This window comes from Mesorhizobium sp. M1E.F.Ca.ET.063.01.1.1, from assembly GCF_003998155.1.
Lineage (GTDB): Bacteria > Pseudomonadota > Alphaproteobacteria > Rhizobiales > Rhizobiaceae > Mesorhizobium.
This window is the reverse complement of the sequence record NZ_RZSC01000572.1, coordinates 1-3,902: the sequence shown is the minus strand read 5'-3', so window position 1 is coordinate 3,902 and position 3,902 is coordinate 1. Positions and strand designations below refer to the sequence as shown.

Annotated in this window: 4 protein-coding genes; 2 read left to right on the top strand and 2 right to left on the bottom strand. The window is 62.6% G+C overall.

The genetic code is table 11. The features are described from left to right. A partial coding sequence (locus EOA29_RS28245) for a TCP-1/cpn60 chaperonin family protein (RefSeq protein ID WP_281061116.1) occupies positions 1–665 on the top strand: 665 nt, incomplete at its 5' end. 157 nt (positions 666–822) lie between these two features. Here the strand turns inward: EOA29_RS28245 and EOA29_RS28240 are convergent. Beyond that, positions 823–1,824 (bottom strand): zincin-like metallopeptidase domain-containing protein, encoded by a 1,002-nt coding sequence (locus EOA29_RS28240; protein WP_126059319.1) that lies wholly within the window; start codon positions 1,822–1,824, stop codon positions 823–825. Positions 1,825–2,435: 611 nt separating this feature from the next. Here EOA29_RS28240 and EOA29_RS43300 point away from each other — a divergent pair. Beyond that, positions 2,436–3,005, top strand: a complete 570-nt coding sequence (locus EOA29_RS43300) for a hypothetical protein (RefSeq protein ID WP_245454735.1) — start codon at positions 2,436–2,438, stop codon at positions 3,003–3,005. 6 nt (positions 3,006–3,011) lie between these two features. Here the strand turns inward: EOA29_RS43300 and EOA29_RS28230 are convergent. Next, positions 3,012–3,902: cation:dicarboxylase symporter family transporter (locus tag EOA29_RS28230; protein ID WP_127221906.1), on the bottom strand; the 891-nt coding region annotated here is incomplete at its 5' end.

The following is a 3,902-nucleotide window of genomic DNA, read 5'->3' as shown; positions in this document are numbered from 1 at the left end:
CCATCGTCGACGGCGCCGGCAAGAAGGCCGAGATCCAGGGCCGCGTTGCCCAGATCAAGCAGCAGATCGAAGAGACCACTTCGGACTACGACAAGGAGAAGCTGCAGGAACGTCTGGCGAAGCTCGCCGGCGGCGTTGCGGTGATCCGCGTCGGCGGTGCGACGGAAGTCGAAGTCAAGGAAAAGAAGGACCGCGTCGATGACGCCCTCAACGCGACCCGCGCGGCCGTCGAAGAAGGCATCGTTGCTGGTGGTGGCGTCGCGCTGCTGCGCGCTTCGGCCAACATCAAGGCCACCGGCGTCAATGCCGACCAGGCCGCCGGCATCAACATCGTGCGTCGTGCGCTTCAGGCTCCGGCCCGCCAGATCGCGGCCAACGCCGGTGCGGAAGCATCGATCGTTGCCGGCAAGATCCTTGAGAACAAGGGCGCGACCTTCGGCTACAACGCCCAGACCGGCGAGTATGGCGACATGATCGCCATGGGTATCGTCGATCCGGTCAAGGTTGTCCGTACGGCTCTTCAGGACGCGGCCTCGGTCGCCGGCCTGCTGGTCACCACCGAAGCCATGATCGCGGAGGCTCCGAAGAAGGAGTCGGCTGGCGGCGGCATGCCTGGCGGCATGGGCGGCGGCGGCATGGGCGGCATGGGCGGCATGGATTTCTAATCCAGCTCTGGCAGCTTTCGCAACGAGAGGGCGGCATCAATGCCGCCCTCTTTTTTTGCGAACCTCGGTCCGATGAACGATCGACGCCAACGCCGGCCATCGGCGTTAGGGCAACCTCAAAAGAACTGTCGAGTTGGTTGCGCGCGGCTTTGCGTCATCAGAGGCGCAAGGCGGTCGCGTGTGAGGATTGCGCGCTCCCATAGGCGGTTTCGGCATGTGCCTCGCCTTCGACATCGACATTGCGGCCAAGCAGGAAATCGGCGGCTTTCGAGGCATGGCTTGCGGCGCGGAAGATGGCGCGGTTGTCCTCGCGCAAAACCGTCAGCCATGAGCCGATGTAGTCGGCATGGCGCACGCTCGGCTCGATGCCGAGACTGCTGCAGATGAAGGCTGATGCGATTTCGGCGACCAGTTCCTCGCGCGCATAGGTGTTGGACCCGAAGGAGCCGGACAGGTCGCGCGCGAGTCGCCTCGGGTGGCCGGTCCAGTGTCCAAGCTCGTGAAAGCAGGTCCGGTAATAGTCGATCTGGTGGAAGAAAGCCGGCTGCGGCGGCACCTGTATGGTGTCGCTGCCGGGCATGTAGAAGGCGCGCTCGCCGCCGATGCGAAAATCAGCGCCGGTTGCATGAATGAGCGCCTCGGCCTGCGGGACCATCTCGCGCTCAGGCAGAGGCTCGCCGGCGGCGTAAAGATGTTCGGGCAGATTATCGCACTGCGCGACATCGAAGACGGTGAAGCGCTTCAGGAAGGGCACCGCCTGCGGTTCGTCGCCATCGGTGTCGGCGCGTTGCTTTTCGTTCTTGGGAACAAAGCGGTCAGCGTGAACGATGGTGGTGCCGTGCTCGCCCTTCCTGACATTGCCGCCAAGCGAAAGCGCCTGCCGGAAGGTGAGCCAGTTCTGGCTGGGGAAACCGCGCTCGATGACCGCGCCCCACAGGATCAGGATATTGATGCCGGAATATCGGCGCTGGGTGGCCGCATTCCGCGGCAGGCCGAGGCCTGTCCTTGCCCTGCCCCACGGCTTGACCCATGGCACGGTGCCGCGCTCCAGTTCGGCAATGATGCGGTCGGTGATTTCCTGATAAAGGCTGGCGCCGGTGCGCCCGCCACTGTCTGCGCCAGCCTGTCGGCTGCCGCAACGTTTGTTGTTTGCACGCATCGTGATGTCCTCCGCTCTACAATCGCGCGCCCTCCCCGGAAGCGGGGTGGGCGGCAAAAGCGACCGGAAAGGCCCGCCGTCGGAGGCGGACTGCATCAGCAGGACCGGAACGGAGTGGAGGACCCGAAAGCGACAAGCGAAGGGTTGCGGGACGCCGCGGCGGGCCTAGAAGGGAGTGCTGCCCACCCTGCGCCAGGGGGAAGGCCACAATAGAAAGACGCCGGCCGACAGGCCGGCGACCGTCAGCAGCCGAAGGCTGCCCCGCGCCAGGGGGCGATGCCGCAGGGCCAAGACCGCCTGAGCTTGCCGAAGAAAAGCGGGCTCGGTTCACGAGCACCCGGCCAGCGACTTCAGGCGCGGGCGCTCAGGATTGTTGTTGGCGCCCACGGCAGCTGGATGACCGCAACAAGATTACGAGGAGCGACAGCAAAGCCAGCTGCCACAAACGGCACGCTCCGGCAACAACAGCGTGGCCGGTCTACAGATGCTGCCCCGCACGAGAGCCAGCACGCTTTGAGCGCGCATCGGCGATGCAAGCGTTGCAAGCTGGCCATGTCCACAAGGTCGGCGACCACTATATCGCCGACCACCAACGCGGGCGTACCGTCTAAGTGCAGACCTTTCGCGAGTGCGCGGACCGCGCATTTCATCTGCGATGGCCGGATCTTGCATTCCCGCTTGAGCTGCTCAACGTCAAGGCCTACACGCGCTGCGATCTTGAGAGTGACCCTTCAACTGGGGGAAATCATAAGGGCGCGGTGGAATTCGTCGAACTTTCCCTGTTTTCTCGAGGCGAGTGCGGCGAAGGCTGGGAATTGGGAATCCGGTCCCAGGACCGGGAACTGTTTGATCACAAGCTTCAGATTGGGTTCATGCTTGAAGGCTTTTTGGTAGTTGATATCAGCCAGTCTGCAATGCGGACAGTTGTGGTAGTCATTGAATATGACCAGAACGGCATCGCCTTGCGGGTTGCCGGCGATTGGCGAAGGAGATCGTTGTCGAATGCGCCGCTCCACTTTTGCCTGTCGGTCGACCACGCCTGCCGGTGCAGGTTCGCGCTATATTGGCTCGCCAGCAAGGCGAGGAGTAAAAGAAGAGCTGCGACAGTGATGGCAGTCGGCTTAGACATGAGTCTCCAATCCATGGACGGCGTGGCAGCAACGGCCGCCTTTTTGGTGTAAAATGGGTCAGTTTTGATCGTGCCCCGCAGTTGCTACAGGCGCACAGGTGCCGGTGCGATCTGGCGGTTTCTCAAATACGGCTTTGCGCCATCGGGTCCACCCCAATAGCTGAGCGTCGTTCGCACGGGGAATTGTGTTCACCACGCCGGGCGACTTGACCGTCCACCGCCGGAGCGCTGAACGGTCCGCTAGTGAGGCGCTCCCCGAATCGTCGTTTATCCCGCTCGCCCCGGACCGGGTGACAGCCAGCGTTGCCGCTACGCTGCGGAGAAAAACCGTCAGCGCGTGGCATTCGGACATAAGCTGATCGACGCCAAGAATAAGCCCCACGGAGGTGACCGGTGCGGCCGGAACAAGAAAGAGCGTTGCAGCCATTGTGACGAGGCCTGCACCGGTAATGCGGGTTGTTCCGTTCGAAGGGAACAATGCGACAAACAGCATGAGGATCCGGCAGCCGATCGGGAGATCAGTTTTCGTCGCTTGGGCGATGAAAAGGGCGGCGAGCATCATATTCGTGCCGTCCAGATTGAATGGAATGAGACCCACGACCGAATGCGTGGCGCCGGCCCTTTCCATCTTCTCCATGAGCGAGGCCAGCGCGGCCTCTGAGGAGGACATTGCGAGCAGCAGCTCGTCCTTGATGTATCGGACGAGAGAGAAGAGCGAGCGGCCGTTGTAGCGGCAGACCGCGCCGAACAGGACCGAGAGGAACAAGACTTGCAGGATGTCGCCTTCCGCGAAGGCATTGGCAATCGTTGACGGGATGATGTTCATCAGGAAGCTGGTCACGGACTGCTCGTGAGCCGTGGCCACATAGCCCTTAACGGCTTGGACATCGAGCGAGGCCGGATCGATGTTGAGGCCGGCGCCAGGCTGAACGATATTCGCGACAATCAG